We start from the raw sequence: 23,942 nt of genomic DNA, 5'->3' as shown, positions 1-23,942 counted from the left end.
GTTTTGGATGTTTTTGTTATGCAATAGTTCATGATTGTTCATTTTTTTAACTCTTACTAATTCAATTTATCCACTAAATATTTACTTTTTGATACTTTTTAATGCACGAAACAATGTCTGGGATTGTCCTTTGAATGACATGACTTGTTCAAATATATCTTCCCCATCATTCAGCATCTTTACGGTGGTCCACCCTAGTGATTCGGTGATGGCACTTGCAACAGTGGCATTGATCGCTGCCCCTGTAACAGTTCCAACTGCTGGTACAAATTTGACAATATTTCCGACAGTACTTCTTCCTAAACTGACTACTACAAGTTCTTTAGAAACACTTTTCCCTAAACTTTCTGACCAAGGTTGTCCAAAAAGTTTATGTAGCCGAGCCATCATAGTCAATTGAACTGGAACTAATAAAAACGCATCTGAAAAAGGGATCGGAGAGCAACCGATGATTGCAGCTGTTAACGAAGCCGCGTGAATGATCCTATGACTTTTTTTGCGTGTCGTTTCATCGACTCCTTTTAAAAAATCTTTAAATACATGATCAAATTTTGCTTGATTTTTTGCAAGGATTTTTTCTGCTACGATTTTCGATTGGTCATAAGCATTAAGGATCACTCTAGCTGATTTTTGTGGCATTTTTTTTAACACTTCAGCAAAGAAAGAGTCGAACTCTTGCTGGTCAAGTGTTTCTTTAGCAAGTGGTGCAACATGATTAGTTTCATCGCTTGTATCTTGCGTATTCTTCTTAAAAAATCTCATCATACTTTTCCCCCTACTAAAAACTACCAATACTCCATTTAATGAAGCATTGTTGTAGCTCTATCATACATTAAACCTTTCCTTAACCAAAATCATTCACTCATGAACAAAAGAAGGTTGAAACAACAATGTTTAGCATCAATAATTTAGAACGAATTTCCGAAAACTGCTTCTCAAATTTAAAGATGAAAATCTCGAAACAGCCCCCCATGTTTTGAGATTTTTTGACTTATCGCCGAAGGTCAGCTCTTTGAACACCGTGAATCAGAGGTCGTGAAAACATCGGGTAGCTCTGATAACAATAAGAAAGAATTTTTTGAAACAGCTTCTCATGTTTTGAAAAATTCAGGCTTATTTCGAGGAGCTGATGATTGAACACCGTGAATCAGAGGTCGTGAAAACATCGGGTAGCTCTGATGACAATAAGAAAGAATTTTTTGAAACAGCTTCTCACGTTTTGAAAAATTCAGGCTTATTTCGAGGATCTGATGATTGAACACCATTTACACATTTTGAGAAATAAAGAGACTGAAGCAAGTTTTGCCTCAGTCTTCTACACTTGTCTTTGAATAATTGGTATTTCTAGCACAGATTCGCTGAAATTGAACCCAAAAGATTCTTATGCTTTATTATTGAATATTCGCATCAATTACTTGATAAAAAGCATTGGTTGTATCACTAATATTCCATACAGCCAAGATCACGTGATAGCCTTTGCGATCTTTTGGAATATTGATTGTTTGTTTGACAGTTTGTGGCGGTCTTGCACCTTTGTCATCAATTTTTGATATCAATTCAAAATCACTGATTTTCAATGCTGCATTAGGATTCCAACCAGTTTTAGTGATATAGTAATCCCAAGTACTTGTACTATGCTGCGCAGTTAAAAACCAAGTAATATTCAAGTTGCCAGTATTGATGATATTTTTATGCCATCTAGTTGCTGTTTGCTCATCTAGTGGCTCAAATCCAGTAACCCCAGCACTTGCTATTTTCCCATCGATAAAGGTATTTTTTGGTGCTTCAATACTTTGTGGCTCCCACTCTGCTCGTCCAACATTTTGGTTCAAATTACCAGCTGCTGCAGTTCCGAAATAAGCACGACTTCCAGGTGAGGTAATATAGCCATGAGCATAGCCAGATGCACCAAATCCAAACAAACCTAACATAACAACGCCAACAAACATTAAGATATTAACCTTTTTCATGATGAACCTCCCATTCATTGATAGGTTCATTGTAAGCGCTTTTAATAAAAGAATCAAACATTATGCTTTTATAACTTTTAATAGATTCTTACCCATAAAGCTTCTGTAATATCTGGTTCCCATCCCTCAGTAGCTGGATGTGGTTGAATACAACGATAACGATGTCCCTTATAGGTAACGATATCGCCTATTTTATATGATTTTCCGATAACCCAAGTATCACCTTGCGTACTTTCACTTGTGGTTTTCACTGAGATTGCTTGGCTAAAGTCAGAGGTTCCTGCAGCGTTAACTGCTTTAACTTTATAGCTGTAGGTTGTATTTGCTTGTAAATTTTGATCTTTAAATGTATTCGTTGCACTTGTAGCGATGCGAATATTGTTTCGATAAACTTCATAATGAGTGACTTTTTCTTTTGAAGCATTATTAGTCCAGTTTAAAGTCACTGAATTTTGCGTAACATTACTACTAGTTAAATTTACCGGAATTGATGGTTTAGTTAGCGTTTCTACTGGGTCATTTTCTCCACCAGTCGTTCCATCAGTGAATTGTTGGGCAACAGTTAAGAACTCATATTGATTTTTGACTTGACCTTGACCACCATCGACCATGGCATCACGGTTCATTGACCAATAAGAAACCATCCCGAGTTTTCTTGATTTTGCATGTTGGACGATTTTATTGAACATATCAGTTGTAAAGTATGGATGTGTGTCTCCTTCAAATCCAACGGAAGGGGTTGTTCCTAATTTAGCATAAGCTTGAGCATCAGTTAACGTTTTGTTCGCATAACGTTTGTAGTAATCTTGTAATTGTTTTTTCGTATTGTCCACTGCATCTAGTGAACCTTGCGCATAATCGGGAACAACGCTACCGTAACACATCGTCATGATATTAACAGTAGTTAGATCAACACCTGCCTCAAGATAGGCTTGCAAGACAGATAAACCTGTAGATACCAATCCAAAGTCCATCACTGGTAATGTAAGGGTCACACTAACACCTGTTTCATCTTGGACTTTTTTAATCGCTTTAGCATTAGCTAAATTATGCGCATAATTCATTGCCCCAGCTTCTACGTCGAAATCAACACGAGTTAATCCATAACCATCAATAATTTCTTTATAAGCATTTGCTAAAATGGTTGAATCTTGTGTTGTTTCCCAAAATGCGCCAGAATTTAGACCACCAAATGATACAGCAACATCGCCACCAACTTCTCTTAATTCACGAATGGATTTTTTGATTCCTTCATATTGCCATTGATCGCTATCACTTTCGCTTAAGCCTCCAAATCCACCCCAGGCCCAGTCGATCTTACCATTTTTAATACCTCTTGATTGCATGAATCCTAAATTGAAGAATTTTTGTCCAGTGCTTTTTGCCACTGCAGCTAAATTAAGCGCTCCGTTATTTGATAGATTGCTGCCTGAAACATATGCCGTCATATCGACAAATGGTGCTACTACTTGATCCGCCCATTTGATTCCTTGACCAACGCCAAAACCAGCTTGCTTGTTCGTACTTTGTTCTGTCGCAAACGCCTCTTCCATATTCAATAATAATGGCGCAATCATCAGACTACAAAGAGCTGCTCCCGCTAACATTTTTTTGAATCTTTTATTTCCCATATCTTCTTCTCCTCTCGTGATCAGTGCTATTATCATCTGTTTTGTAATCGATTACATATATTATCTTATCAGATAAATAACATCAAAAATAACAATAAATTTGACAATTAACGTTATTTAATCTAATTGACTATTTTCTTTAATAATGTTCGGAGTTACAACATTACAATGGCAATGATTTTCATTATCCAATAAGAGATAGGGGTTAATATTCTAATATAATAACTGGTTTAAAATAACTAAACCAAAAGTATAACCTTCCAAATCAAATTCAAGTATGTTTAAAACGTTCATGGTAAACTAGAATTATAGAAAGGAGTTAAAACAATATGGCTATACTGAAAGATTATCGTTTTTGGGTTTGTACTGTTGGCATAGTGATTTTAGGTTTCTTATCGGGGATACTAAGTGGTAATCCAGGTAGTTATTATTATTCACTTGAGCTACCTCCTTTTGCACCACCTAGTTGGATCTTTGGTCCTATGTGGACAGTGCTATATATTTTAATGGGAATTTCGTTATATTTACTATTGGTAATGAAAAACAAAAGGGTCAAACAAAAATTAATTACATTATTTGTTATTCAATTTGTATGTAATTTTATCTGGTCTGCTTTGTTTTTCAACTTGCAAAACACCTTAATTGCTGCACTAGATATTACTTTATTAGTGATCCTTCTCTCCATACTGCTTTATCAACTATGGAACCACTATCGCTTAGTGATGTGGTTACTGGTACCATATTATCTCTGGGTATTATTTGCTACGCTTCTCAACTATTCTATTTTATTTTTAAACTAGTAAAAAAAAAGCATCCGCACAGTCGGTTATGACTGTTGCGAATGCTTTTTTTACTTAATACCCATTTCCATAATTATATCCTTGTTCATTATTTTCTTGTTGGTAAGTTTGTTCATTGTTTTGGTTGTAATTCTGATTGTAGTTCTGATTGCCGTACTGATCATAATTTTGATCGGCGCTTTGATTGTATTCTTGATTATACTCGTTGTACTGATTTGTTGTTTGCGAATTTCCTGAATAAGTTGAATTATTCTCACTTGTCGCAGTCTCGTTCGAATCTTCAGCGGATTGCGAGTCATTGTAGAACATGATAGAAGCATTGTCATTTTTTAAATTAGGTAATGTCTTACTTGGTTTGATGTTTAATTGTTTTTTCAATTCGTTTTGGATACTTAATAAATCATTTTCACCTAAAATTTGATAGTAAATACTATCAATGGTTGCATCTTTACCTTGCAATTGATCTTGTTTGATCGTTTCAAATGCTGGTGTGTAATTGGTTGCTACATCTAGCATATCATCCCAATCTAGGTCAGTTGTGACATTTTTTTCGACCGCTTTTAAAATTTTCCGATAATTGCTGACACCATCTAAACTCAATACTTTATTAACAATTTTAGTAACGACTTCACGCTGTCGTGCTTGACGTCCGATATCCCCTTTAGGATCTTCGTGACGCATCCGTGAATAAGCAAGGCCTTTCTTACCATCTAATACTTGTTTACCTACAGGAACATGAACACCATCTAATGTAAAATCAATTTTATTATTGACTTCCACACCTCCGACAGCATTGATCAGATCTTCCATTCCATCTAAATTAATGGTTACATAATGGTCAATGGGGATATCGAGTAACTGTTCGATTGAGTCCATGGCCATTTCAACGCCTCCAAAAGCATAGGCGTGATTCAACTTATCAACAGTACCATGACCAACGATATTGGTATAAATATCACGGTCTAAGCTGACGATCGTTGATTTTTTTTGTTGGGGATTCACCGTTACCACCATCATTGTATCCGATCTTCCTTGTTCGGTTCTACCTAATCCGCCAGTATCCAGTCCTAACAAAAGGACAGAAAAAGGTTCTTTGTCGTCAATACTCACTTTATCTTTACGCTTTGTTGACTGACGATTCGATCCCTTGGATATTTGATTGACTGTTTGGTTTGCTTCACCCATGAGTTTAATTCCATAAGCTGAGACTCCGCCAATAAAAACAACGAGAATTCCCAGTAAAGCTATTACGACTTTTTGCCACCGCTTCATAATGCACCTCTATCTCACATTTTCTTAAAATATTTTCTCATACAACTAATAAATCAGCAAACTACCTATTTAATCATAATAAAACTTTAAAAAAATAGTCGTGAATAAAAAACTAATTAATATGTAATTTTTTGAATTCTTAATTATCATACCATAGCATCATTACAGAGAAAAGCTTGAATCTCAGTATTTCAAAACGCTTTTATTTTGAAGCACTGAAATGCCTCTTACTCGTTCTCTTTCTTAATTACAATGGTCATCTTGGATCTGTCGTTTTATTTGCAAAAAAAGAAACGATGCCATTCAGCAGACATTGTCTCTTTTTTACAAATTGATACCACCTATTTTATACAGCTTTTAACTGTTTTTTATTAGCGATTTTACGGATGTAACGATCTATATCATGAAAATCACTCCCTGTTACAGACCCCTTCGCTAAAATTAGACTGTCTTCGATTAGTAATTCCTCTAGATAATCACTTAACTCTTGTAAAGTAGCGAACCATTTGAATCGTTGATCTTGTATTTGTTCTTCCTCAAAAATCTTTTTAAAATGCTCACCATAACCTAAGATATGATCTGCTCCACAATGTTCCATCGAATCTTTCAGTGATTCATGGATCACTTGTGCAGTACTTCCTAAGTCAGCAATCTGTCCAAGTACCAAAATACTTTTTCCTTGATAAAAGGTTCGAACTTCATCAAAATAATCGATAGCATTTTCCATCGCAGGCAAAGAAGCATTATGGGTGTCGTCAATAAATGTGAAATTCGTTCCATTCAAGGAAGCATAATTCGTTTTATCGAGAATCTTAGACAATGGCTTAAATGTAGTAAATGCTGGCAGATACGATCGAATGTCGCCTTTTATTTTCCAGACTGTCAATAAAGCAGCAAAAGCATTAGAAATCATACCGGCAGAAGCAACTGACAAGTTCATCGAAAATTCTTGTCCTAAAAAAGAAAATAAAATTTCACAATACTCTCTTTCTTGTCTCGTTTCAATTAAGAAGACATCCTTTGTTTGATCATACAAAGAGTACGTGAGAATCTCTGCTGTTCTTTTTTTGGCTGCTGTCATTAGAATCGCTAGTTCTTCCTCACCAATATCTGTATTGATGATTGCAGTGCCATCTTGCTTCAGTCCTTCAAAAATTTTTGCCTTATGTCGTGCCACTCCGATAGTATCTTTTAATGAACTAAGGTGTGCTTCTCCAATTGAGGTTACAATCGCAATCTCTGGTTGCACTAAATTAGACATTGATCCAGTGTCATAAGAGTTCAGCGCATTGACAGAGACTTCTAAGTTCAACATATCTGGCTCACTTACTAGCTTGCTTAGATATAGAGGAATCGCAAAACGAACATTGTGGTTCCCACGATTTTCTAACACTTTTTCATTTTGGAATAAATGTGAGATCATCATTCGTGTGGATGTTTTTCCTGCCGAACCAGTGATTGCTACAATTGGTTGTACATAATTGCTTCGGATTTTCTCTGAAATTTGTAGTAAAAATTCCCAACTATTTTTAACAATAAATTGAGGCGTTCTAACAGCTGGGTCATCAATGGGGATTTCAGTAATGATTAAACCAAACTCATTTTCCCTTCCTTTGATTTGCTCGTTCCCATCTCGCCAAGCCACTGTCTTTCGATTGATGTAACTTCTTCTTTCTGGTGTCAAACAAACAAATGCTGTGGTATTATAATTGGTTCTTTTGTTTAAATGTCCAGAAAAGTACTCAAAGTTGTCAATTATTTGATCAAGATGGTCGTACTTTTGTAAATACGCACCATCGATATCAGCCAATAATTCTTGGATCTTCCACATTCTTTTACACCTACTTTGTTCTAGATTCTCTCTACCATTTTCCTCGTCTTGGTCTTGCTTGATTCACATACCTTGTTGCTGTTTTTTCAATTCTCTGTGGCGAGTCATCTTGGTCTTCTTCCCAAGGATACAACCCCTCTTCATTTTTTTGATACTGACTCCAATCATTTTCTAAAGTTTCTGATTGATGGTCTTTTTTCTTTTTCAGCCGAAACCCTAAATAGGAAAGACCAATCAATGCTAAAGCAGCAAATCGAATATAACCAACCATTATCTTCACTCCTCTTCTCTTTTTAAAGGCATAAGTAATTGATCAAACCAGATAGAAAATGCTCTGCATCATCTATTCTCATACGGAAACGATCATGACGCGCAAAAAAACCATATTTGATCACTTGCGGTTGTTTGAAAAACTGTGCAAACTCTGGAAACATGACTCCTGTTGTGATTTCATGTAACACTCTTTTTTTCATTACCGTATTGATTCGTGCTTTCGTTTCAAAAAATTCTTTCTCTATCGGAAAAAGCTTATCTTTTAAAGGACTTCTTTCTAATTTGCTGATCATTTTTGAGGCTGCTACTAGTAACTCAAGCATGGTTGGATAAGCTGTATCTCGTTGATCGATAAAGTTGATGTTGACCATTGCATTCTTAATACCAAATTCATAGTAAGTATCTTTTTCTTGATATTTAAGCATCTCATTCGTTGCATAACTTAACCAGTGGTCATGGTACTTTTTGATAATTATTTGCGACAAATTGTTCCATCAATCCTTCACAAATCTCAAAAATCTCAATTTGTTTTAAAATCGCATGTGCTCTTAAGAGGGAAAACAGAATTTCACCATCATAATAAATAATTCTAAAACGCTCTTTTGTCATTAATTCGGCATTCAACACATGGATCGTCTGATCATCTGGAGTGATAAATTTTTCTGAAACAGTCGTGATTAAACGACTAAGGGAACTATGAAAGATGGTCTCTTTAGTCACTTCTGAATATTTTGCTAAAGCCAAGATTGCTGTCGCCTGGGCTCCTAACTTATACTCTACTTCTTTATTCAAGTAATCTTTAATCAACAGCTGACCATTGACTTCAGAAGTAAGATTTTCCAATCCCCATAGTAATCCTTCTTTGACTCGTTGCATCAATTCCTGGTCGGATAAATATTCTGCCGATTCAGCTAATGCGTACAAAGATGAAAAATGGCGAACCGAATTATACCCTTTTAGTAACTGATCATAGCAAGGATAATAGCCATAAATGAATTTACCAGTAGGAGTCAACTGTTTGGTTAAATAATTCGTTCCTTGTTCAATCACTAGTTCCGTAATATCATCAAGATTTTCTGTAGTCACTTCTCTGACTTGATTGCCATTGCCATAATCTTTCAAAGGGAATACTTCACCATTTTCAAAATAGAAGGAGGCTGTTTCAAAAAAATAACACTTTGAACGCTCTAAGTAGCTTAAATCACTTTCTTCACGTCCATATTTACGCTTGACATAGCCACGGTAATTTTGGGAATCAATGTGTAACTCAGGATGATTTTTTCCAACTATATGTGCTTTACTTGGTTTAATGATTGCATTTGCTACTAATTCTTCTTTTAAAAAACTTCTTTTTCTGATTCCATCTATTCGCAAATTAAAATCGATGTAATTATTCCTTTTTATTTTGTTTAACCGTTCTTTGACTTGTTGAAAATCAACTTGCTCTTCTTTCGTCACTACATCCAACCTCAGATACGTTTCTGTCTCAAAATGATAGGTTCGATAAGCTGTTAGAAAATTATTCCAAATTGTTTTTAGATTGTTTCCGTAAAATTCATAAGTCTTACCACGCTTACTAAAATCTCCTACGGATACGATTAATAATTTTTTCTCCGTATGAATGACTACTTTTTCAAGTACTTCTTGGATGGTTGCTAAATCATTTTTATCTGTTTGAACTGGCATAGACTCACCCCTATCAAGAATAAAGAGGTTATAACTACATCCATTATGATTTTTAAATCTATTTCTATAGTTATAACCTCTCCGTTAATTATTAGTTATTCTTTTTATTTCTTTTCATTTTCCAAATACCCATTCCCGAAATCAACGATACTAAGCCACCTAGCCAAGAAACAGATGAACTTACCGTATCAGAGGTTTTAGGATACATTTTTAGTGTTGAGCCGTCATGGTAATTCAATGGTTTTGTATGACTTGTCCCACCATAGTGCAAAGGTAATTGTGGTGGATTTGAACCTGATCCACCAGAAGTGTTGATCGGCACCATTCCTGGGTCGCCGTTCTGATCCGTATCTGTACCATTTCCTGCACTTCCCATGTCAGCATCAGCATCAGCATCAGCGTCGGCGTCGGCGTCGGCATCGGCATCAGCGTCAGCATCAGCATCGGCATCGGCATCAGCATCAGCATCGGCATCGGCATCGGCATCGGCATCTGCATCGGCATCGGCATCCGCGTCGGCGTCAGCATCAGCATCAGCGTCGGCATCTGCATCAGCATCGGCATCGGCATCAGCATCGGCATCAGCGTCGGCATCAGCATCGGCGTCGGCATCAGCATCGGCATCAGCATCAGCATCAGCGTCAGCATCAGCATCGGCATCTGCATCTGCATCAGCATCGGCATCCGCGTCGGCATCGGCGTCGGCATCCGCATCAGCATCAGCATCAGCATCAGCATCGGCATCTGCATCAGCGTCAGCATCAGCGTCGGCATCAGCATCGGCGTCAGCATCAGCATCGGCGTCAGCATCGGCATCGGCATCTGCATCTGCATCAGCGTCGGCATCCGCATCCGCATCAGCATCAGCGTCGGCATCAGCATCAGCGTCGGCATCGGCATCAGCGTCAGCATCGGCGTCAGCATCGGCGTCAGCATCGGCGTCAGCATCAGCATCAGCATCAGCGTCGGCATCGGCATCAGCATCAGCGTCGGCATCGGCATCGGCATCGGCATCGGCGTCGGCATCGGCATCCGCATCGGCATCAGCATCGGCATCCGCATCAGCATCAGCGTCGGCATCGGCATCGGCATCGGCGTCGGCATCGGCATCAGCATCGGCGTCGGCATCCGCATCGGCGTCGGCATCGGCGTCGGCATCGGCATCCGCATCGGCGTCGGCATCAGCGTCGGCATCCGCATCGGCATCTGCATCGGCATCCGCATCAGCATCAGCATCAGCATCGGCATCAGCATCAGCGTCGGCGTCGGCGTCAGCATCAGCGTCGGCATCGGCATCGGCGTCAGCATCAGCATCAGCATCAGCGTCGGCATCAGCATCAGCATCAGCATCTGCATCAGCGTCGGCATCAGCATCGGCATCAGCATCGGCATCGGCGTCAGCATCAGCATCGGCATCGGCGTCAGCATCGGCATCTGCATCTGCATCGGCATCGGCATCAGCATCTGCATCAGCGTCGGCATCAGCATCGGCATCAGCATAGGCATCGGCGTCAGCATCAGCATCGGCATCGGCGTCAGCATCGGCATCTGCATCTGCATCGGCATCGGCGTCAGCATCGGCATCAGCATCAGCATCAGCATCAGCGTCGGCGTCGGCATCAGCGTCGGCATCAGCGTCGGCATCAGCGTCGGCATCGGCATCGGCATCAGCATCAGCATCAGCATCGGCGTCAGCATCCGCATCAGCATCGGCGTCGGCTTCTTCATCGTCTGGGATCACAGCAGCAGCTGGTAAACTTGGATTGTCATTTTCATCATACGCGATTAATTGGATGTCTTCTAAAGGTGACACATCTGTGGCTGCAATTGGAATCGTAAAGTTTCCATTTTCATCAGCCTGTCCTTCTGCAATCAAATTATTCTCTTGATCATAAATACGAACTGTTGCATTAGGATCTGCCATCCCAGTTACTTCATAACCATCAGTTGAGTTCCCTGTAACAACAACATTATATGGTGGTGTTACTTCAGCAGCTTGATAAAAAACTGGCGAATAGCCATCAGAGCTAGAGGCGATATCGATAGATAAAACATCTGCTTTTACAATATTTCCAACGAAGCCAGCTTCATAAGGAACAGACATATCTACTCCGGCTGCCGCTAAATCACTATAATTATGATCTTGAATCAATGTCGGAATCGTAACCGTCGTTTCACCTAATACGCTCGCATCAGCTAATGTTCCAATCAATGATGACCCCACACCAACTAAACCTGTTGCAGTAGCAAAAGTAAGATTAAATGCTGGTTTAATCGTTGCGGACAACGCTGTATTGATCGTACCTGCTGCTATCGTACCAAGAGCACCGCTTCCTGCATTCGGTGTCGCTTGGATTGCTTGGACAGCATCATTGATTCCATCTAAAATTTCAGTCAGCCCTTCTCGAATAACTGTTTCTAATGAGCCATCTAATTCACCATAGATATATTCGTCCCCTTGCATTTGAAGATTCAATGCTACTTCAGCTGACGTCAATGTACTAAGGTTCTCTAATAATGCTAGTTGAGCATACACTTCATCTAAATTGACTGATGCCAACGGGTTAAGGTTAACAATGTTTTCAACAGCAGACACTAGGGTAGTTACCGCCCCATCTACAATCGACAATAGTGGTTGTAGTTCTTCTCCTGGTAACAAAATATCTGTTTGGAAAGTACCCGTCCCATTTGGATTAACTAAACCTTGCATTTCAGTTGGGATTGCTAAAACTGCTCGTCTCGAGCCATTTAGAACACTTAGATCAATCCCATTATTAGCTGAAATAACAAAATCAACATTACGAGTCGTTCCAGCCAATGGAAAAGGTGCACTTGCTGTTGTTCCACTGGTATTAGACGTCGTTAGATTATTGAACAACTGGCCACTAATCAAGTCAGCATATACTTGTTGTGAACCCACAGTAAACAACGGTGTAGCAATTGAAATAGGTGCTGTCCCCAACAGCATCCCTGCAGCAATAGACGTTCCTACTAATAAGTATTTTTTGGATCGACGTTTAGCTCTAGCTTTTTGATCCATACTTTTTTTATAATCCTTTTTCATTTTTTTCCCCCTTAGATGCTTCCATTATTTACTTATGCTTTATCCCCCACTTAATCAATCACTAACAACAATTATTTCCGCTAGGAACTGGCCTCCTTTCTTTTTGTCAAAAAGATATCTTTCTGAAAAAACTTCAGTTAACTTAAGTTACAAAGATTTTAGCAATCGTTAAATTAAAAATCTATTATTAAGTTTTAATCTTTTTAAAATAACTTTATTATTTTAAAAATAAAAAGGAACTGTAGCAATTATGTAAAAATATTGCATAACATTTCGTTTTTATGCTTGGATAAATTATAATGTCATTAAGGAATTTCTCTATATATCCATTCATGAAAAAAACTAACAGCCCAAATTAAAATAACGTATTTTTCACTTATTTTTTTGGCTAATTTTTATAAAAAATGATTATAATAAATTTTTTTCTCATTTTTCGTAAAAAAAAATGACAAAATTTAATAATTTGTCATTCGGAAAATTTCGAGTATAAAAATATAGGAGGGAAAAATAAATGAATTTCTCTGTCATGTTAGAAAGGAATATCCAAGTCCAATTAACGATCTTGGACAACTTATATCGCTCACAAGTTACTTGTACGTTAGAGGAATTATCGAAAACAGCTCATTGTGACAAACGTTCTGTGCTTCATCAATGTGACTATCTTAAGGTTTTATCTGACGATCACATCACAAAAAGTACAAAAGGCTTCACTTTTTCTGGAACGATCAGTGAGTATCAACTATTACTACTAAAAATCTTGGAAAATTCCGCCATCTTTCAATTGTTAAAAGACCTTTGTCTTCAACCTAGAGTTGATCTGGTTTCCTTTGCCACAGAGCAAAAGATTAGTATTCCCTCCTTAAGAAGACATCTTACTCGAATCAATCAGTTGCTTAGTACCTATCAATTACAATTAAAGACTTCAAAAGGCTTCGTGTATCTCAAAGGTAGCGAACCACAAGTCCGTTATCTTATTTATTTATTTTTGTGGCAATACTATCAAGGGGTCGTTTGGCCCTTTCCAACCGTTGATTTTCATGAAACCTTTGCAGGGATTGAGTATGCTTTTCAGCTGACAAAACAAAAACCAAATAAACTGAAAATGATTGAATGGTGCTTTATTATTGCTATCACTTTCGTCCGATCAGCACAAGGAAATAAGATGAATCAGAGAGAACTTCCTGATTTTACAGAAGAGATTTGGGATAGCTTTGAAGAGATTACCCATTTCCTTAAACGAATGAGCGTGAAAGCCAAGCTCGATCTTTTGGAAGTCCAATTTTTATTTCTTTGGTTACAAGCACGCCCAGCTTTTTATTTAAAAGACGATCACTTAGAACGAGCCATGAAATTCCATCTAAAAAAAGCCACAGCGATCAAACAATTTCAAAATAGTTTCTATAGCTATATTTATGAAATTGGGTTTAAATCTACACAAATCAACCTAAAGAAAAAATTACTAAATAGTACGATCTTTGCCAATGGGATGAGTGGGCTGCTGTTCCACCGATTTTCCACCATTAAATATGACTTATCAGTCTTTGTAGAAGAAAATTACCCAGCATTCAATCGAGAAATCAATCAATTAGCTTCCCAATTCCAAAAACAGCAACAAGAGCTGTATTAGGTACAATCCTGTCATTTGATCGAAGCTTTTATGATCATTACTTCTCCAACATACTTTGATAAAGAAATAAAGATAAAGTACGAAAGTGACTTGCCACTAAGTATTGAACTGAGTTATATGAGTATGTTGCAAGAACAATTACGAGTTTACTTAAATGTGGTTTTTACAAATGATCTTTTGTTTGAGCCAGACTTAATCATTCGAACAACCGATATGCCGTTAAAGATCCTGACATATGAAGAAACAATCCCGTGTTTAGTCGCTCCGACTGATATGTCTAGTGAGCAGATTTATCTATTAAGCCAAAAAATCAAGAAACTAGTCAACGAATAACTAACTTGGGTTTTTATAAAATAAAAAAAAGATGGCAGACGCCATCTTCTTTTTATTATTTGAATAGACCGCTAAGCGGGCTTTTCTTCAACAAGTTATTATAATTTAGTCACTTCAGCAGCTTGAGGGCCACGTGCGCCTTCAACAATTGCAAATTCAACTTCTTGACCTTCTTCTAAGCTCTTGAAGCCGTCTCCTTGAATTGCTGAAAAATGTACGAACACATCGTCTCCGCCGTCTACTGTAATAAACCCAAATCCTTTTTCATTGTTGAACCATTTAACTGTTCCATGTTCCATAAATGTATAGCCTCCAAAAAAGTTCTTGCAAGAAACCTTGCATAAATATTATACCGAATTTAGAAAACGCTCGCAAGACTTGCTTAATTTATTTTTCATTCTTTTTTTTAGGCTTGAAAATGATTATTTGGCAGTTGATAATTGATTGTTTACTTCTTCCCAGTTCACAACGTTCCAGAAAGCTTCAATGTAATCAGGTCGTACATTCTTATATTTCAAATAATACGCATGTTCCCAAACATCTAAACCTAAAATAGGTGTTTTGCCTTCCATTAACGGTGAATCTTGATTGGCTGTTGAAGTGATCGCTAATTTACCATTTTCCATCACTAACCAAGCCCAACCTGAACCAAAACGGCCAGCTGCAGCTTTTTTAAATTCTTCCTTAAATGTTGCAAAATCACCAAAGGCTTCATCAATCGCTTCTTTAATTGCACCAGTTGGTTCGCCACCAGCATTTGGTGCCATGATTTTCCAGAAGAAAGAATGGTTTGCATGTCCGCCACCATTATTACGTACAGCAGTCTTGATATCTGTAGGGACAGCATCCATATCAGAAAGTAGTTCTTCGATTGTTTTTTCACCTAGTTCTGGGTGTTTTTCAATCGCTGCATTTAAATTTGTTACATAAGTATTATGGTGTTTGTCATGATGCAAGTGCATCGTTTCTTCATCGATATAAGGTTCTAACGCATCGAATGCATATGGTAAATCTGGTAATGTGTAAGTCATAAAAAAATTCCTCCTCAATGTGTTTGTTCATAGTGTCTACACTACAAAGAGTAACAAAGAGCAAGGAATTCTTCAAAAATTATGCCTACTGTGGATTTTACTTCTCTTTTTCAGGAAGTTCTTCCTCAATAATGGTTGTCCCTTTAAAAATAAACAATTTACTAAAGACATAATTGGCGACTACCACGATGACTTGGGTAATAATCTTAGCCACATAATCATTTGTGTGCATCACCTGAATCAGCAGCAACATGGAACCCATATCCATACCATAAGAAAGAATCCGATAGAACAAAAATTTACTAAATTCAATAACTAAATGGAAAAAATTAGGTGACTTGGAATGAAATACCCATAATTTGTTCGTTACAAAAGCAAATAAAACAGAACAAATCCAAGAAATAGTATTTGCTATCGGCATACTTAGATGGAGCATCTGTAATGCAATTGCAAAAGTAACGATATTCACGACTGTTGCTAAACCACCAAAAAATAGGTAAATAAATATTTCCCAGTAACCTTTTTCTTCTAAAAATTGTCTCACTCGATAATAAAAATTCATCGTTCATCCTACCTTACTAATCAATTCTTATTCATCATACCTTATTTGTCTCTGGTTTTCATCTTTATTCCTTAAATTCATCTTTGTAACTAGCAAATTTTAACATTCTCGTTATTTTTTATAAAAGCAGGTTCTCACATGAACCTTAAAGGAAGATTGCCAATTGGTATTTCCCCTTGTATTTCTTCTAAGACTTCGCTAGAATTGCTAATGATGACATTATGCATAGAAGGAGTAACTATGACAACAAAACAATTAATTATCAGCTCATTCACGCAATTTAAAGAGCTCAAAAATGCTAGAAAAACCCCGTTTGCTAAATCGGTTCTTTATCTTTTGGTCCTTAGCATCATCATGGCTTTGCCTATTTCCTATCAAGTGTTTCAAGTGCTAGAAAACATCAAACAAGATGGTCAGAAAATTGCCACCAAGATTCCAGATTTTTCCATAAAAAACGGGAAAATTGATGCAGCAGATCATGAAGGTTTCATCTATCAAACAAATTCTATCATCTTTACTTTTGATCCGGAAGGCAAACGGTCTGAAAAAGATATTACTTCTGACTTAGTCGGAAATTTTCTTAGTGTTGGACTACTAAAAAATAAACTCGTCGTAGCTTTACCTAATACCGGTACTACTTTTCTAAACAATAACTCACTTGAACTTGACTATAAAAATGATGCCTTAAAAAATCTAACAGGAAAACAATTGCGTACAACCTTAAGTGAAGCAACAATTCCATTTTGGATCAAGATAGTGACTTTCTTAATTTCTATTTATCCAAGCTTTTTGAATTTGATCGTTACTTTACTTTTAGCTAATTTTGCAGCTTATATTTATGCGCGTTTACGTTTGACTGGCGCTTCTTTTCTTGATTGTTTAAAAACGATGATCTATTCAATCACCCTACCAACAGTCTTAGCCACGATCTTAATGATTTTCTTACCGGCTTTTGACACAAGTGCTTTTATCGCAATAGCAGGACTTTTTATTTTTGCACAGGCGGTAAAAGGCTGGCCAAAAAGCCAAATGATGTAGTTCACGAATGTCAAACATAAGAAACGACTTTCTTCGATTAGGCGGCAACGCTAGTCAAAGAAAGTCGTTTTTTAATGTCAACTATTTTTCTAAGTAAGGATCAATATCCTTTTTTTAATGCCACTTCATTTATCTTAAGCTCTTGATTTGTGACATAGCTTTTAAGATTGGCTAGAAAGATTGTCATTAACTTATTTTGAAAATCTGAGGTTAAGCCAGCGATATGCGGCGTAATCAATACTTGATCCATTTCCCACAATGGGCTTTTTTCAGGTAATGGTTCTTCTTCAAAAACATCCAATGCTGCAAAAGCGAGTTGTTCTTCATTTAATGCCTGAACTAAATCAGCTGTTTTTAAAGAAGCCCCACGTCCAACGTTGATGAATAACGCATGGGAAGCGAATTTTTTGAATAATTCATAATTAAAGAAGCCCTTAGTCTGCTCTGTCAGAGGCAAAATATTTACAATGATATCCATATCAGCTACTACTTTTTCCACTTCGTTTAAGGAATACGTTTGACTGAATCCTTCTACTGGATGCCCGGTAGTATTTATCCCATAACTGACCATAGAAAAGCTGTCTGCTTTCTCAGCAACCATCTTGCCGATTTGCCCCGTTCCGATGATCAATAATTTTTGTTTTTCTAATGGCTGATAATGGACATGAGTTCCTAACCATTCTTTCTTTGCTTGTGCTTTTTGTGCTTGGAACAGCCCTCGAGAATAGCCTAAAATCACTCCCATGATGTGTTCAGCTATTGATTCACTATGAATACCACTACCATTTGAAAGTAAGATCCCTTTTTCAGAAAATGCCGTTAGTGGTAAAGTGTCTACCCCTGCCGAGATCGAATGTACCCATTTTAACCCTGGAGATGCTAATAGCTCTTTTTCGTATTGGCGATTCCACCCTAAACTAATTTCAACATTCATCAAATCTGTAGGTTCAAGCTCAGTTTTTATGACGTAATTAGGCGCTAATTCAGTCATTTTATCAATAAATTCTTGTCTAAATCCTCGATCTAAATAAATAATTTTTTCTGCCATCTTAGTTACGCATCCCTTCTATTACTAATTATAATCAAGTGTTTCGTGACTCAGTCTTATGAAAACAGAGGTAAATATAAAAAAGGAGTTTTCCAAGCTAATGGTAGCTAAAGAAACGCTCCTTTGTTTTATTGTTCTTTGAAATGATAAGTTGGCTCATTTAAAGATGCATCATAATCAACAACAAGATCATACCCCTTGAAAAACCAGTCATCTGCTTCTTCAATAAAAAACAGCATCCCGTCAATGGTTTCTTCTTTGATTGGTCGTTCAGGCTGTTCGACAGACATTCCGATAGAAAAACCATCATGTACTTCTGTCTTGCCGTAGACTTTCCCAAAAAAACGAATCCCATAATTTTCAGGGATGGTTACTTCCTCTTCGAACCATTTACGTGCATTATCTGTTACTGATAATTTCATTCCTGCATCTCCTTATTGATTCATTTTATCGTCTAATATATCTACATCTTCGGTTTCCCCAATTACTAATAAATTATCATTTTCTCTGACATATTCATCTGCTGAAGGTGAAACAACGACCGAACGATCAAAGCGTCGAATTGCTACAACTGTTAGATCATAACGTTGCCTAAAATTCAGCTCCGCTAATGTTTTATTAAAAAATTTGGGATTAGAAACTCGAATTTCTGCAAGAGAAAATTGATCCGATAGTTCTAAGTAATCCAATATATTTTTTGAAACAAGATTATGAGCAATACGAATCCCCATATCTCTTTCCGGGTGAACCACACGATCTGCTCCGATTTTTTCTAACACTCTTGCATGATATTCATTTTGAGCTTTAGCTAAGATGTTGGGAACTCCCATCTCTTTGACCATTAATGTAACGAGGATACTTGCTTGGATATCTTCACCGATTGCAATGATCACATGATCAAAATTTCTGATTCCTAGTGAACGCAATGTCATTTCATCTTGTGCATTTGCTACAACTGCATGAGTAGCGATATTCATATATTCATTGACACGATCTTCATTGCTATCAATAGCTAATACTTCTTGTCCTGCTTCAACTAAGGTTCGGCAAATACTGCCACCAAATCGTCCAAGCCCGACAATTGCAAAATTTTGTTTCACTTGCTTCCTCCCTTACCTATTTTATTTAAGTATAGCAAAGGCTTTCTAAAAACGAAAGTAAGCTTTCTTTTTTAGAATAAACAATTTATTTAACTAATCCATGTTTGAAAGCATAAATAGCTGCTTGCGTTCGATCTTCTACTTCTAATTTTGCTAATATATTTGAGACATGGGTTTTGACTGTTTTTAAAGTAATAAATAATTCATCTGCGATCTCTTGGTTGCTTTTTCCTTCTGCTATCAGCATCAGGATTTCATTTTCGCGTTTTGTCAATTCTTCATGAAGAATTGGCTCGTTTCTCTTACTTATTTTTTCCATCATTTTTGTTGTTACTTCAGGTTCTAGCACTCGTTCCCCTCTTTGAGTTGCTCTGATCGCATCTGCAATTTCATGAGCGGTAGAAGTTTTTAATAGATACCCAGCTGCACCAGCTTCAATGGCTGGATAAACTTTTTCATCATCGATAAAACTGGTTACAATAATTATTTTTGCTTCAGGCCAGTCTTTTAAAATAGCTTTAGTTGATTCAATCCCATCCATTTCTTCCATAACAAGATCCATCAAAATCACATCAGGTCGTAATTCCATTGCTTTTTCATAGCCTTCTCGACCATTTTCTGCTTCACCGATCACTTGAATGTCTTCTTGAATCGATAAATAAGAGGATACTCCTAAGCGAACCATTTCATGATCATCTACGAGTAATACTTGTATCATTTTCAATTATGCCTCCTTGATCAAAGGAACTTTGATCTCAATACTGGTGCCTTGTCCTTTAAAACTAATAATTTTAACTGTTCCACCAATACCTGCTACTCGTTCCCTAATATTATTTAATCCATAACTACCTGTTTTCGTTTCGTTCATATTAAACCCGGTACCATCATCAATCACTCGTAACAATAAGTTATTATTGATTTTGTGTAAATAAACTTCTAATTCATTTGCTTTAGCGTGACGTAAGGTATTCGATAATAATTCTTGCACGATACGAAAAAGATGATCTTCAATCGAATTGGACAATTTTACGTCTTCGATCTCCCATTTCAATGAAATTTGAATTTTATTTTGTAGTTCTTTTAATAATTGCTCAATTCCTTGTTTCAAACTCTTCTCCTCCAGATTCACTGGGCGAAGATGAAGTAGGAGCGCACGCATTTCAGATTGAGAAGCATTGATGATATCAGCAACCATACGTAATTGTTTGCGAAATATTTCTGAACTATCTGTTTTTTCGGCTTGTTCTGTTAAAGCAGACATCATCATCATCGCTGCAAATAATTGTTGTGAGACAGAATCATGGAGTTCCCGGGCTAAACGATGCCTTTCTAGTTCTAAGATTTCCTCTCTTGTCTGTCCATCCACATACTGGGGTCTGCTAGTGATAATTTGTAGTTCACTAGAAACTTCAATCATTTTTTCTTTTATTTTGGTTATTTCTTTATCAATATCTTGTACATAAATATCATCATTTGCACTGGGAATGGGTTCATTCAAATGACTAGACTCATAATTACCAGAAGATAATGCTCTTAATTTTTCTTCAATTTTACCATACTTTGCTTTTTGGATAAGTGATACTATCAAAAAAAACACTAATCCGACACCTAAGGCAATAGCAAACAAATGAAAAATCAGCGGCACATACAATAGTCTTGCACTTAAAATGGCACGCCACCAATTTGTTTGGTTACTTGCATAAAAATAAGTGAACAACGAAAACAAGATGATTAAAAAAGAAGCCGCTGAGGCATAGATTGCCATCATTAATTTTGATAATCTGCTCATCATACACGTATCACCTCAACGTCACCAAGTAATGTATTCGTGATGATTTTTAACCGTCTTGGGTTTTCATCATAATCGTTACTATAAATTTTGATGGATTCATTTTTTAATGAAAATTGTTCCTCTTCAAATAAAACATTTCCAACAAGTGTTGCATGCTCTAAACTGATGGCAATCCCTAAAGGTACCAAAATTCTCGTTCTGCCAATTCCTTTTCGCACAATAACGATATTATCATCCTTTGGTAACAATGTATTGCCAAGATCAATGATCGTATCCCCTGAAATTAAAGCAATATTGATGTCATCCCATTCATAAACATCATTACCAATACGTTGATTTCCAAATAATTGTTGTTTTTTTCGTTCATTATTATGTGTTTTTAATTGATCGGTTTGTACCATGATCATCTGTTTCTTTCGCCAAAAGGTATTTTTTGTTAGATCAATCCCAGAAATTTCAACCCCTTTTAGTCCGATAAACAAGATCGCAAATACTGCCATCAACCATAGTGCAGGGCTATTGACTAAACTAAAGAAAACGATCAAACTCCCTATAATCAATTGAAAATTTCGAAATCCAGATCGTGGATATTTTCTTAATGCTAAATATATGTTCAATGCACCAAACAATACGAGAAGAAGTAATTCTACGTTGTTCACAATTTGCCAAACTGCAAATAGTAATAATAAAGCCTCGACTACGATAAAAAAACGCCAAGAACTATTCATCTTTATTCTCCTTTCATGCACATTCTCATTCTATCATAGCTATTTTTTTAGAAATATACTATAGGACTTGAGATGTAAAGTTTGTCCTAAGTCAAATGGTTCTGGACACTCATTCCTTAGAAAAATAAATAAGCCGAAGAATCCCAAAAATCGGAGAAACGATTTTCTGATTCTTCGGCTTATTGCTCAAAGTTGTAGATGTCACAACTTCATTTTTGTTCAAGTATTTCTTATGCTTGCTCTACTTTAACGATTTTAACTAACATATCGCCACCAGGGGTAGCAATCGTTACTTCATCATTGACTAATTTACCAATCAAAGCTTGAGCAATTGGTGAATCATTAGAAATTTTACCAGAAAATGGATCAGCTTCTGCACTTCCTACGATTGTGTATTCTTCTTCTTCACCATCCGGTAATTCAATAAATGTCACTGTCTTACCAATTGATACTTCATCTGCATCAACACCGTCATTGTCAATGATTTGAGCAAAACGAATCATATTTTCGATTGTTGTGATTCGACCTTCAACAAACGCTTGTTCATCTTTAGCAGATTCATACTCTGAGTTTTCAGATAGATCACCAAATCCACGAGCGATTTTAATGCGTTCAATGATTTCTCCGCGTTTAACTGTTTTTAATTGTTCTAATTCTTCTTCTAGTTTGGCTTTGCCTTCTAGAGTCATCGGGTAAACTTTCTCAACCATGTATAACGTCTCCTTCTTGATCTATGGAATACCGCAAAAAGTAATCTTTTGAGGAATATAATCCAAAAAAGATTACCACGCTTTTCCTAAAATGTAAATGTTTTTCTATTTTAAATAAATAGTCGATGATACAAATACTATTCTACGAATTATTGACATATTTATCAACTAATTCCAAATGTTCTTCGTAAGTTTTTGCAAAATAAACATCGCCTTTTTTGATATCTGCCACAAAATAGTAGTAATCATTTTGAGTCGGCTCTAATACGGCTTCGATAGCTGCTTCACTAGGGTTATCAAATGGTCCAGGACCATAACCTGTGTTCGTATATAGATTATATGGAGAGTCAACAGCCGTATCTTTATAAGATACCGTTTCTTTGTGTTCTCCCAAGGCATATAAAACAGAGATATCTGATTGTAAAGGCATATCTGCCTTGATACGGTTGAAAAATACTTGGGCGATGTTTTTACGATCGTTTTCTTTAATCCCTTCTTTTTCAACTAATGAAGCCAACGTCAAGACTTCTTGAACCGTCATATTTTTTTGTTTGATGGTTGTAAAATAAGGCTGTAACACGCTATTTGTTTTGTTTACCATCTGAACGACTAAATCTTTCAACGACATTTTTTTGTAGTAATCATAAGTGGCCGGGAACAAATAACCTTCTAAGCGATATTTGACATTTTGAGCTTTGCTCGCACTGTCCAATAAATCTGGGAATTTTTTATAAAGCTCATTGAAAAACGTTTCATCTTTCATCAAATCTAAAAATTCTTGTTTATCTTTTCCAGTGACTTTCGCTACTCTAGCAGCGATTTGTTCAATGTCGTATCCTTCCGGTATCACGACTTTGCCATCTGCTACTTTAGTTGGCTCTGAGGTGCCACCTTCTTGCAATTGTTTTCCGATCTCATCCAAAGTCATATTTGGTGCCATTTGATAATATCCAGCTTGAAAGCCAGTCATATTTTTAAATTTAGTATAGTAATTGAACACGATGCCGCTTTTAATCACTTGATCTTGTTCGAGTATCTCACCTATTTGTTTATTTGATGAACCGCTAGGTATTTCAATTTGAACAAGTTGATCATTTTTAGGATCCAATGGTTTCAACCCGCTATCCACATAGCGGTAAATGGTAAATCCAAGGACGCCTCCAATGATTAGCAACGTCAAAACGATCACTAAAATGATTTTACCAACGATTTTTTCTTCTTTTTTTCGCAAATTTTTTCTCTGATTAATGACTGCATTCTTTTCAGCAGATTGGTCTGATCTGTTTGTTTTCTCTTCTGGACGTTGTTTGTTTTCTGACAAAACAACTCCTCCTTACTATCAACTTCGTAACTTCATCTATTATACATGATATTTTGATTGACGTGAATTAATTTATTTAAATATTCTATCAAAATTGTAAGTAGTAAATCAAATAAAAACAGATT

At 36.7% G+C, this 23,942-nt stretch carries 22 protein-coding genes and 1 pseudogene; 4 read left to right on the top strand and 19 right to left on the bottom strand.

Translation table 11 applies throughout. The features are described 5' to 3' along the window. Window positions 1-81: 81 nt before the first annotated feature. The 3 genes from AB3H93_RS02730 to AB3H93_RS02720 form a co-directional block, all read right to left on the bottom strand. Window positions 82-762, bottom strand: a complete 681-nt coding sequence (locus AB3H93_RS02730) for a YcjF family protein (RefSeq protein ID WP_034698910.1) — start codon at window positions 760-762, stop codon at window positions 82-84. Between the two features lie 629 nt (window positions 763-1,391). Then, window positions 1,392-1,970 carry a lytic polysaccharide monooxygenase gene (locus AB3H93_RS02725; RefSeq protein ID WP_368020081.1) on the bottom strand — a complete coding sequence of 193 codons (579 nt, stop codon included), beginning with the start codon at window positions 1,968-1,970 and terminating at the stop codon, window positions 1,392-1,394. 77 nt (window positions 1,971-2,047) lie between these two features. Beyond that, a complete protein-coding gene (locus AB3H93_RS02720) occupies window positions 2,048-3,601 on the bottom strand; it encodes a carbohydrate-binding protein (protein ID WP_368020080.1) in 1,554 nt (517 codons plus the stop codon). Window positions 3,602-3,930: 329 nt separating this feature from the next. Between AB3H93_RS02720 and AB3H93_RS02715 the strand changes: the two genes are divergently transcribed. Continuing rightward, on the top strand, window positions 3,931-4,401 hold the full coding sequence (locus AB3H93_RS02715; protein ID WP_010719703.1) for a TspO/MBR family protein: 471 nt from the start codon (window positions 3,931-3,933) through the stop codon (window positions 4,399-4,401). 54 nt (window positions 4,402-4,455) lie between these two features. On the opposite strand, the gene AB3H93_RS02710 is transcribed toward AB3H93_RS02715, so the two are convergent. The 5 genes and pseudogenes from AB3H93_RS02710 to AB3H93_RS02690 all read right to left on the bottom strand — a co-directional run bounded on the left by AB3H93_RS02710 (window position 4,456) and on the right by AB3H93_RS02690 (window position 12,527). Beyond that, entirely contained in the window at window positions 4,456-5,673 is a 1,218-nt protein-coding gene (locus AB3H93_RS02710; RefSeq protein ID WP_010738153.1) for an LCP family protein, read from the bottom strand. Window positions 5,674-6,019: 346 nt separating this feature from the next. Further along, window positions 6,020-7,504 carry a Mur ligase family protein gene (locus AB3H93_RS02705; RefSeq protein ID WP_342081552.1) on the bottom strand — a complete coding sequence of 495 codons (1,485 nt, stop codon included), beginning with the start codon at window positions 7,502-7,504 and terminating at the stop codon, window positions 6,020-6,022. 31 nt (window positions 7,505-7,535) lie between these two features. Further along, on the bottom strand, window positions 7,536-7,775 hold the full coding sequence (locus tag AB3H93_RS02700) for a hypothetical protein (RefSeq protein ID WP_034698894.1): 240 nt from the start codon (window positions 7,773-7,775) through the stop codon (window positions 7,536-7,538). A gap of 22 nt (window positions 7,776-7,797) precedes the next feature. After that, window positions 7,798-9,463, bottom strand: a pseudogene (locus AB3H93_RS02695) (hypothetical protein). Window positions 9,464-9,554: 91 nt separating this feature from the next. After that, window positions 9,555-12,527 (bottom strand): adhesive domain-containing protein, encoded by a 2,973-nt coding sequence (locus AB3H93_RS02690; protein ID WP_368020079.1) that lies wholly within the window; start codon window positions 12,525-12,527, stop codon window positions 9,555-9,557. 511 nt (window positions 12,528-13,038) lie between these two features. On the opposite strand from AB3H93_RS02690, the gene AB3H93_RS02685 reads away from it, so the two are divergent. Both AB3H93_RS02685 and AB3H93_RS02680 read left to right on the top strand, forming a co-directional pair. Then, a complete protein-coding gene (locus AB3H93_RS02685) occupies window positions 13,039-14,154 on the top strand; it encodes a helix-turn-helix domain-containing protein (RefSeq protein ID WP_368020078.1) in 1,116 nt (371 codons plus the stop codon). A gap of 30 nt (window positions 14,155-14,184) precedes the next feature. After that, the gene (locus AB3H93_RS02680) at window positions 14,185-14,487 is read left to right on the top strand and encodes a hypothetical protein (RefSeq protein WP_368020077.1); all 303 of its coding nucleotides are present in this window, start codon (window positions 14,185-14,187) and stop codon (window positions 14,485-14,487) included. 98 nt (window positions 14,488-14,585) lie between these two features. Here AB3H93_RS02680 and AB3H93_RS02675 read toward each other — a convergent pair whose 3' ends face one another. From AB3H93_RS02675 to AB3H93_RS02665, 3 genes are all read right to left on the bottom strand, one after another. Continuing rightward, complete coding sequence (locus AB3H93_RS02675) at window positions 14,586-14,786, bottom strand: cold-shock protein (protein ID WP_010719711.1); 201 nt, start codon at window positions 14,784-14,786, stop codon at window positions 14,586-14,588. 123 nt (window positions 14,787-14,909) lie between these two features. Continuing rightward, window positions 14,910-15,518 (bottom strand): superoxide dismutase, encoded by a 609-nt coding sequence (locus AB3H93_RS02670; RefSeq protein ID WP_081128616.1) that lies wholly within the window; start codon window positions 15,516-15,518, stop codon window positions 14,910-14,912. 97 nt (window positions 15,519-15,615) lie between these two features. Next, window positions 15,616-16,080 (bottom strand): GtrA family protein, encoded by a 465-nt coding sequence (locus tag AB3H93_RS02665; protein ID WP_010719713.1) that lies wholly within the window; start codon window positions 16,078-16,080, stop codon window positions 15,616-15,618. A 240-nt stretch (window positions 16,081-16,320) separates the two neighbouring features. Between AB3H93_RS02665 and AB3H93_RS02660 the strand changes: the two genes are divergently transcribed. After that, window positions 16,321-17,118, top strand: a complete 798-nt coding sequence (locus AB3H93_RS02660; RefSeq protein ID WP_025480226.1) for a DUF1189 domain-containing protein — start codon at window positions 16,321-16,323, stop codon at window positions 17,116-17,118. Window positions 17,119-17,218: 100 nt separating this feature from the next. Here AB3H93_RS02660 and AB3H93_RS02655 read toward each other — a convergent pair whose 3' ends face one another. From AB3H93_RS02655 to mltG, 8 genes are all read right to left on the bottom strand, one after another. Beyond that, complete coding sequence (locus AB3H93_RS02655; RefSeq protein ID WP_053766087.1) at window positions 17,219-18,166, bottom strand: phosphoglycerate dehydrogenase; 948 nt, start codon at window positions 18,164-18,166, stop codon at window positions 17,219-17,221. A gap of 128 nt (window positions 18,167-18,294) precedes the next feature. Beyond that, the gene (locus tag AB3H93_RS02650; RefSeq protein WP_010719716.1) at window positions 18,295-18,588 is read right to left on the bottom strand and encodes a HesB/YadR/YfhF family protein; all 294 of its coding nucleotides are present in this window, start codon (window positions 18,586-18,588) and stop codon (window positions 18,295-18,297) included. Window positions 18,589-18,600: 12 nt separating this feature from the next. Then, entirely contained in the window at window positions 18,601-19,266 is a 666-nt protein-coding gene (locus AB3H93_RS02645; RefSeq protein WP_010719717.1) for a TrkA family potassium uptake protein, read from the bottom strand. Between the two features lie 85 nt (window positions 19,267-19,351). Continuing rightward, window positions 19,352-19,984 carry a response regulator transcription factor gene (locus AB3H93_RS02640; RefSeq protein ID WP_010719718.1) on the bottom strand — a complete coding sequence of 211 codons (633 nt, stop codon included), beginning with the start codon at window positions 19,982-19,984 and terminating at the stop codon, window positions 19,352-19,354. Window positions 19,985-19,990: 6 nt separating this feature from the next. Beyond that, window positions 19,991-21,058, bottom strand: a complete 1,068-nt coding sequence (gene liaS, locus AB3H93_RS02635) for a two-component system sensor histidine kinase LiaS (protein ID WP_368020076.1) — start codon at window positions 21,056-21,058, stop codon at window positions 19,991-19,993. Next, window positions 21,055-21,786 (bottom strand): cell wall-active antibiotics response protein LiaF, encoded by a 732-nt coding sequence (gene liaF / locus AB3H93_RS02630; RefSeq protein WP_010719720.1) that lies wholly within the window; start codon window positions 21,784-21,786, stop codon window positions 21,055-21,057. The genes liaS and liaF overlap by 4 nt, the downstream gene beginning before the upstream one ends. Window positions 21,787-22,016: 230 nt before the next feature. After that, a complete protein-coding gene (gene greA, locus AB3H93_RS02625) occupies window positions 22,017-22,496 on the bottom strand; it encodes a transcription elongation factor GreA (protein ID WP_010719721.1) in 480 nt (159 codons plus the stop codon). 142 nt (window positions 22,497-22,638) lie between these two features. Further along, window positions 22,639-23,817, bottom strand: a complete 1,179-nt coding sequence (gene mltG, locus AB3H93_RS02620) for an endolytic transglycosylase MltG (protein WP_368020075.1) — start codon at window positions 23,815-23,817, stop codon at window positions 22,639-22,641. Between the last annotated feature and the right edge of the window lie 125 nt (window positions 23,818-23,942).

This window comes from Enterococcus sp. C74 (assembly GCF_040887125.1).
GTDB classification, from domain to species: Bacteria; Bacillota; Bacilli; order Lactobacillales; family Enterococcaceae; genus Enterococcus_B; species Enterococcus_B hirae.
The sequence above is the reverse complement of the archived record's forward strand: the minus strand, read 5'-3'. Positions and strand labels throughout refer to the sequence as shown.

What these genes read in the sequence shown, in the direction of transcription:
- AB3H93_RS02720 (WP_368020080.1), bottom strand. Translation starts at nt 3,601, where the DNA reads ATGGGAAATAAAAGATTCAAAAAAATGTTAGCGGGAGCAGCTCTTTGT.
- AB3H93_RS02675 (WP_010719711.1), bottom strand. Translation starts at nt 14,786, where the DNA reads ATGGAACATGGAACAGTTAAATGGTTCAACAATGAAAAAGGATTTGGG.
- AB3H93_RS02700 (WP_034698894.1), bottom strand. Translation starts at nt 7,775, where the DNA reads ATGGTTGGTTATATTCGATTTGCTGCTTTAGCATTGATTGGTCTTTCC.
- AB3H93_RS02710 (WP_010738153.1), bottom strand. Translation starts at nt 5,673, where the DNA reads ATGAAGCGGTGGCAAAAAGTCGTAATAGCTTTACTGGGAATTCTCGTT.
- AB3H93_RS02690 (WP_368020079.1), bottom strand. Translation starts at nt 12,527, where the DNA reads ATGAAAAAGGATTATAAAAAAAGTATGGATCAAAAAGCTAGAGCTAAA.
- AB3H93_RS02730 (WP_034698910.1), bottom strand. Translation starts at nt 762, where the DNA reads ATGAGATTTTTTAAGAAGAATACGCAAGATACAAGCGATGAAACTAAT.
- AB3H93_RS02705 (WP_342081552.1), bottom strand. Translation starts at nt 7,504, where the DNA reads ATGTGGAAGATCCAAGAATTATTGGCTGATATCGATGGTGCGTATTTA.
- greA (WP_010719721.1), bottom strand. Translation starts at nt 22,496, where the DNA reads ATGGTTGAGAAAGTTTACCCGATGACTCTAGAAGGCAAAGCCAAACTA.
- AB3H93_RS02715 (WP_010719703.1), top strand. Translation starts at nt 3,931, where the DNA reads ATGGCTATACTGAAAGATTATCGTTTTTGGGTTTGTACTGTTGGCATA.
- AB3H93_RS02680 (WP_368020077.1), top strand. Translation starts at nt 14,185, where the DNA reads ATGATCATTACTTCTCCAACATACTTTGATAAAGAAATAAAGATAAAG.
- AB3H93_RS02660 (WP_025480226.1), top strand. Translation starts at nt 16,321, where the DNA reads ATGACAACAAAACAATTAATTATCAGCTCATTCACGCAATTTAAAGAG.
- AB3H93_RS02650 (WP_010719716.1), bottom strand. Translation starts at nt 18,588, where the DNA reads ATGAAATTATCAGTAACAGATAATGCACGTAAATGGTTCGAAGAGGAA.
- AB3H93_RS02685 (WP_368020078.1), top strand. Translation starts at nt 13,039, where the DNA reads ATGAATTTCTCTGTCATGTTAGAAAGGAATATCCAAGTCCAATTAACG.
- AB3H93_RS02640 (WP_010719718.1), bottom strand. Translation starts at nt 19,984, where the DNA reads ATGATACAAGTATTACTCGTAGATGATCATGAAATGGTTCGCTTAGGA.
- AB3H93_RS02670 (WP_081128616.1), bottom strand. Translation starts at nt 15,518, where the DNA reads ATGACTTACACATTACCAGATTTACCATATGCATTCGATGCGTTAGAA.
- AB3H93_RS02655 (WP_053766087.1), bottom strand. Translation starts at nt 18,166, where the DNA reads ATGGCAGAAAAAATTATTTATTTAGATCGAGGATTTAGACAAGAATTT.
- liaF (WP_010719720.1), bottom strand. Translation starts at nt 21,786, where the DNA reads ATGAATAGTTCTTGGCGTTTTTTTATCGTAGTCGAGGCTTTATTATTA.
- liaS (WP_368020076.1), bottom strand. Translation starts at nt 21,058, where the DNA reads ATGATGAGCAGATTATCAAAATTAATGATGGCAATCTATGCCTCAGCG.
- AB3H93_RS02665 (WP_010719713.1), bottom strand. Translation starts at nt 16,080, where the DNA reads ATGAATTTTTATTATCGAGTGAGACAATTTTTAGAAGAAAAAGGTTAC.
- AB3H93_RS02725 (WP_368020081.1), bottom strand. Translation starts at nt 1,970, where the DNA reads ATGAAAAAGGTTAATATCTTAATGTTTGTTGGCGTTGTTATGTTAGGT.